This window comes from Streptomyces longispororuber, assembly GCF_024448165.1.
Lineage (GTDB): Bacteria > Actinomycetota > Actinomycetes > Streptomycetales > Streptomycetaceae > Streptomyces > Streptomyces longispororuber_A.
This window is the reverse complement of the sequence record NZ_JAMOLN010000360.1, coordinates 1-5,449: the sequence shown is the minus strand read 5'-3', so window position 1 is coordinate 5,449 and position 5,449 is coordinate 1. Positions and strand designations below refer to the sequence as shown.

The following is a 5,449-nucleotide window of genomic DNA, read 5'->3' as shown; positions in this document are numbered from 1 at the left end:
CGTCACCGAAGTACACGACCGCCGTCAGCATCAGCACGAGCCCCGCGAGCAACCGCCCGGGAGAGAAGTCATGACGCACGGGACACCTCCACCTGTCCGATCCCGACCTCGACGTTCAGCTCGACCGTGCCGGAGGCCTTGCTTCCGGCCGGCGGCGCGAGCGTGACCTCCTTGTCGATGCCGGGCCTGACGTCCACGTCGGGCGACGTGTCGGCGGGCAGCCGCACGTCCCCGACACCGACCTCGGCGTTGAGCTTCACCGTCACGTCCGCGGGCAGCACGATCTTCGCCTGGCCCGCACCCACCTCCACGTGCGTGGTCACGGTCTTCCCCTCGGCCACGGTCACCCGGGAGAGGTCGAGGGTGCCGACACCCGTGCCCAGTTGGTACTGCGGCCGCACGGCGGAGGCGCTCGCCGGGTTCCAGTCCGTGCGCGCCCAGTCCGTGGTGATGTTCGCGGGCAGTGCGGCGGACCCGGCGAGCAGGCCCGCCGTGATCACCGCGAGGAAGATCGAGCCCGCGCCGGTCCGCCCGCGGAAGGCGCTGATCGCGATGCCCAGGCCGAACACCCCGAGCGCGCACGCGAGCCCGGTCTGCAGGCTGTCGCCGAGGGTGCGGTCGTCCCAGGTGAGGCCGGCGCCGAGGGTGCCCGCGACGAGCGCGCCGAGGAAGACCAGGGCGCCGATGCCGCGCGGCCTGCGCGGCTGTTCCGGCGCCGGGCGGCGCTTGCCGGCGGGGCCGTGCGCGGCGGCGTACCGCGGGGAGAGTTCCTCGCTGCCCGCCGGGCCCCAGAAGTAGCCGGTGCCGCCGACGTGCGTGCCGTCCTTCACGATGGGGTCGCGCCACCACGACCTGGCCCCGGCCACCGGCGGCGCCTGCGCCTCCGGCGGGGCGTCGGCGACGGCCTGCGCGGCGACCGGGTCGGGGTCGGCGGTGCGGCGCTGCTGCGACCAGTAGCCGGCGCCCGCGAGCAGCAGGGCGAGGACGACGGCGAAGGTGAGCGCCCCGCCGTTGTTCAGCATGGAGAGGAAGACGCCGCAGCCGACCAGGGCGGTGACGATCGCCGCGAGCCCCGGGCCGTCGACCCGGCCCGTCAGGAGCTTGCGGAACTCGTTCTCGTCCTCGTCGTCGTACGGCACGAAGAGCCACGCGAAGCCGTAGAAGATGAGTCCGACGCCGCCGGTCACGGCGAGCACCGCGAGCCCGATCCGGAAGATCACCGGGTCCATGTCGCAGTGCCGGCCGAGGCCCGCGCACACGCCGCCCAGCGTCTTGTGCCGCCGGTCCCGGCGGAAGCGGCGCAGCGGGGCGGGCGGTTCCTTGTCGGGCGCGGTGACCACCGTGTCCGCCCTGTTCGAGGGATCCTCCGTCATACGTCCATGGTGACGGGCCCGCGCCGCCCGCGGCAGCCGGGACAACCCTGGCCGAACCCTGAGATCGCCCCTGAGCCGCCCGCGGCCGGCGCGGAGAGGCGAGGGGGGCGAGGGGAGGGGGAAGCCGGAGGTCGGAGGTCGGAAGATCAGGGGAGTATCGGGGGGCGACCCTGATGCCAGGGCGTGGGCCGGCGTGTGACGATCGGTGGCATGCCGGAAGCCGCGACCGCCCCGCTCAGCGACGACACCCGAGACCCGAGGCCGCCGCGCAAGCTCTACCGCAGCAGCGACGGACGCTGGCTGGGCGGGGTCGCGCGGGGGCTCGCCGGGCACCTCGGGCTGCCGGTGATCTGGGTGCGGCTCGTCTTCGTGGGCCTGTTCATGGCGGACGGTCTGGGGGCGCTGCTGTACGCGGCGTTCTGGTTCTTCGTGCCGCTGGGCATCGGCGGCGTCGGCACCGACCGGCCGTCGCCCGTGCTGACCACGGAGACCGCGCCAGACGGCCGGCGCCGGCTGGTCGCTCGCCGCCCCGACAAGGGGCAGATCCTCGCGCTCGTCCTGATGGTCATCGTCGCGATGATCTTCGTGCAGAACGTGAACCTCACCGGCAACACCAAGGCGTACCTGGTCCCCACCGTCCTCGTCGGCGCGGGCGTCGCCCTGGTGTGGCGGCAGGCCGACAACGCGCGGCGGGCCCGCTGGGCCGAGGTCGGCCGCCGCCGGCGCACCCTGAACCTGGCACGGGCCGCCGCGGGCGTGCTGCTCGTCGGCGCCGGTGTCACCGGCATCTTCGTCACGCAGGGCGCCACCGAACACCTCGGCTCGATCCTCCAGGCGGCGCTCGCCGTGCTGGTCGGCATCGCGCTGCTCGCGGGCCCGTACCTGATCCGGATGACGCAGGACCTCTCCGAGGAACGGCTGATGCGGATCCGTGCCCAGGAGCGGGCGGAGGTCGCCGCCCACGTCCACGACTCGGTGCTGCACACCCTGACCCTGATCCAGCGCAACGCGGACAACGCGGCGGAGGTGCGCCGCCTCGCCCGCGCCCAGGAGCGGGACCTGCGCGCCTGGCTCTACAAGCCGGCCGCCGCCGAGGACCCGCAGGAGCCGGAGACCGTCGCCGAGGCGGTCAAGGCCAACGCGGCGGAGGTCGAGGACAAGCACGGCGTCCCGCTGGAGGTCGTGGTCGTCGGCGACTGCCCGCTCGACGAGAAGCTGGCCGCGCAGATGCAGGCCGCGAGGGAAGCGATGGTGAACGCCGCCAAGTACGGTGGCGAGGGCGGCGCGGTGCAGGTCTATGCCGAGGTGGAGGGCGACGAGGTGTTCGTGTCCGTACGGGACCGGGGCCCCGGCTTCGACCTGGACTCCATCCCCGCCGACCGGATGGGCGTAAGAGAATCGATCATCGGCCGGATGGAACGCAACGGCGGGACGGCCCGTCTCCGGGCGGTGCCCGACGGCGGCACGGAGGTCGAACTGACCATGAAGAGGGCGGAGAGGACGACGTCATGACGGAAGCCACCGAGGAGACCCAGGAGAGCGGTCCGGGGCGGCACGTGCGCGTGGTCCTGGTCGACGACCACCGCATGTTCCGTACGGGCGTCCAGGCGGAGATCGGCCGCACGGAGACCACGGGCGTCGAGGTCGTCGGGGAGGCGGCCGACGTCGACCAGGCGGTCACCGTGATCACGGCGACGCGCCCCGAGGTCGTGCTGCTCGACGTGCACCTGCCGGGCGGCGGCGGGGTCGAAGTCCTGCGGCGCAGCGCGCAGTTGATGGCGGACGCCGAGAACCCGGTCCGCTTCCTGGCCCTGTCCGTGTCGGACGCGGCGGAGGACGTCATCGGGGTCATTCGTGGGGGCGCGCGTGGCTACGTCACGAAGACGATCACCGGCACCGACCTCGTCGACTCCATCTTCCGCGTGCAGGAGGGCGACGCCGTCTTCTCGCCGCGCCTCGCGGGCTTCGTGCTCGACGCGTTCGCGTCGACGGACGCGCCGCCGGTGGACGAGGACCTGGACCGGCTCACGCAGCGCGAGCGCGAGGTGCTGCGGCTGATCGCGCGCGGGTACGCGTACAAGGAGATCGCGAAGCAGCTGTTCATCTCGGTGAAGACGGTCGAGTCGCACGTCTCGGCGGTGCTGCGCAAGCTCCAGCTCTCCAACCGGCACGAGCTGACGCGCTGGGCGACGGCACGGCGTCTGGTGTGAGGCGCGGCGAAGTGGGGTGAGGTGGGGTGAGGTGAGGGGAGTCGGGTAACCGCGTGCGCTTCCGGCCGCGGTTGTGGCTCCATGGACTCCATGATGTCCACCGATCGCCTCCTCGCCTTCGCGGCGATGTCCTTCCTCCTCATCGTCGTCCCGGGTCCCAGCGTCCTGTTCGTCGTCGGCCGTGCCCTCGCCCAGGGGCGCCGCGCCGCGCTGACGACGGTCGCGGGCAACACGCTCGGCGCCTACGTCCTGGTGGTCGCGGTCGCCCTCGGGGTCGGCTCCGTCGTGGAGCGCTCGATCGTCGTCTTCACGACCCTGAAGCTGCTCGGTGCCGCCTATCTGATCTATCTCGGAGTCAGGGCGATCCGTCAACGGGGCGCGCTCCGGGCGGCGTTCCGGGACGAGGACGCCGAGGCCGCCGACGGTGCGGGGACCCTGCGCACGCTCTGGGACGGGTTCGCCGTCGGGGTCGCGAACCCCAAGACGATCGTCTTCTTCGCGGCGGTGCTGCCCCAGTTCGTCGACCGCGGGGCGGGGCACGCCGCGCTGCAGATGCTGCTGCTCGGCCTGGTCTTCAACGCCATCGCGATCGCCTCGGACAGCGTGTGGGGCCTCGCCGCGGCCACGGCCCGCGGCTGGTTCGCCCGCTCGCCCCGGCGGCTCGCGGCGATCGGCGGGGCCGGCGGGCTCGCCATGGTCGGCCTCGGGGTGACGGTCGCGGTCACGGGGCGCAAGGAGTGACCGGGGAGGTGCTGGCCGGGGGCCTGGCGAACGCCGGGGCGGTGGTGCGCAGGGGCGACGTGGTCGACCGCCCGGCCCCCGCCCAGGCGGCGGCCCTCCACGCCCACTTCAGGGCGCTGCGCGAGCGCGGCTTCGACGGGGCGCCGACCCCGCTGGGCCTCAGCGCCGACGGACGCCGAGAGCAGCTGTCGTACGTCCCCGGCGACGTGCCCCTGCCGCCGTTCCCGGCCTGGTCGATGACGGACGAGGCGCTGCGTTCGGTCGGTCGGCTGCTGCGCCGGATGCACGACGCGGCGCACGACGTCCCCCAAGGCGCCGACTGGTCACGGGAGTTCGCCGATCCGGAGGGCGGCCCCGTCCTCTGCCACAACGACGTGTGCCCGGAGAACGTCGTCTTCCGCGCCGGCCGCGCCGCCGCCCTGATCGACTTCGACATGGCGGCGCCGGGCCGGCCGGTCTGGGACGTCGCGATCACGGCCCGCTACTGGGCGCCGATGCTGGACCCCGAGTCCGCGGCCGCCCGCCGCTTCCCACCGGACCTGGACCCGGCCCACCGCCTGAAGGTGCTGGCCGACGCGTACGACCTGTCCCCGGCGGACCGCGTGGCCCTCCCCGCCCTCATCGAGCAGGCCACGCAAGGAGCCCGCGCCTTCGTGGCCCGCCGCCTGGCGGAGCACGCCCCGGCGTTCACGGAGGCCCACGAGACACGGGGCGGCTGGCCGAGCTGGGACCGCCTGCAGGCGTGGCTGGCGGAGCGGCGGGGGGAGTTCGAGGCGGTGCTGCGGCGGTGAAGGAGCGTGAAGGGCCGTGTCAGGCCCCCGCACGCCGCCGCGTGGCGAACAGGACGCCGGCGGCCGTCAGGGTCGCGACGCCCGTGCCGATGCTGACCAGGACCTGCTGGACGCCGTCGAGGGCGAAGCTCGTGGAGACGTTGGTGATGAGGGCCGCGGCCAGGATGAGCCAGAGGAGGGGCTTCATGGTGGGTTCCTTTCCCCGTTGATCCCTGTGTCGTTCTCGGTGGCGTGGACAACGATGCCGGGGGCCGGGCGGGATGGCCATGGTGGGCTCTCCCCGCGTGATGGTGTAGCCCGCTACACCTCCCCGCCCCGCGGTGCTCGCCTAGCC

The 5,449-nt window shown here is 73.7% G+C and carries 6 protein-coding genes; 4 read left to right on the top strand and 2 right to left on the bottom strand.

The features are described from left to right. Positions 1-68: 68 nt before the first annotated feature. On the bottom strand, positions 69-1,373 hold the full coding sequence (locus M4J07_RS46535; protein WP_255983222.1) for a PspC domain-containing protein: 1,305 nt from the start codon (positions 1,371-1,373) through the stop codon (positions 69-71). A 210-nt stretch (positions 1,374-1,583) separates the two neighbouring features. Here M4J07_RS46535 and M4J07_RS46530 point away from each other — a divergent pair, with 210 nt between their 5' ends. The 4 genes from M4J07_RS46530 to M4J07_RS46515 all read left to right on the top strand — a co-directional run bounded on the left by M4J07_RS46530 (position 1,584) and on the right by M4J07_RS46515 (position 5,115). Further along, entirely contained in the window at positions 1,584-2,885 is a 1,302-nt protein-coding gene (locus M4J07_RS46530; RefSeq protein WP_255983220.1) for an ATP-binding protein, read from the top strand. After that, positions 2,882-3,583 (top strand): LuxR C-terminal-related transcriptional regulator, encoded by a 702-nt coding sequence (locus M4J07_RS46525; RefSeq protein ID WP_255983218.1) that lies wholly within the window; start codon positions 2,882-2,884, stop codon positions 3,581-3,583. Before M4J07_RS46530 ends, M4J07_RS46525 begins: the two co-directional genes overlap by 4 nt. 90 nt (positions 3,584-3,673) lie before the next feature. Then, on the top strand, positions 3,674-4,324 hold the full coding sequence (locus M4J07_RS46520) for a LysE family translocator (RefSeq protein ID WP_255983216.1): 651 nt from the start codon (positions 3,674-3,676) through the stop codon (positions 4,322-4,324). An 8-nt stretch (positions 4,325-4,332) separates the two neighbouring features. Next, positions 4,333-5,115, top strand: a complete 783-nt coding sequence (locus M4J07_RS46515) for a phosphotransferase (protein ID WP_308284835.1) — start codon at positions 4,333-4,335, stop codon at positions 5,113-5,115. Positions 5,116-5,134: 19 nt separating this feature from the next. On the opposite strand, the gene M4J07_RS46510 is transcribed toward M4J07_RS46515, so the two are convergent. Continuing rightward, entirely contained in the window at positions 5,135-5,302 is a 168-nt protein-coding gene (locus tag M4J07_RS46510; RefSeq protein ID WP_255983212.1) for a hypothetical protein, read from the bottom strand. Positions 5,303-5,449: the final 147 nt, after the last annotated feature.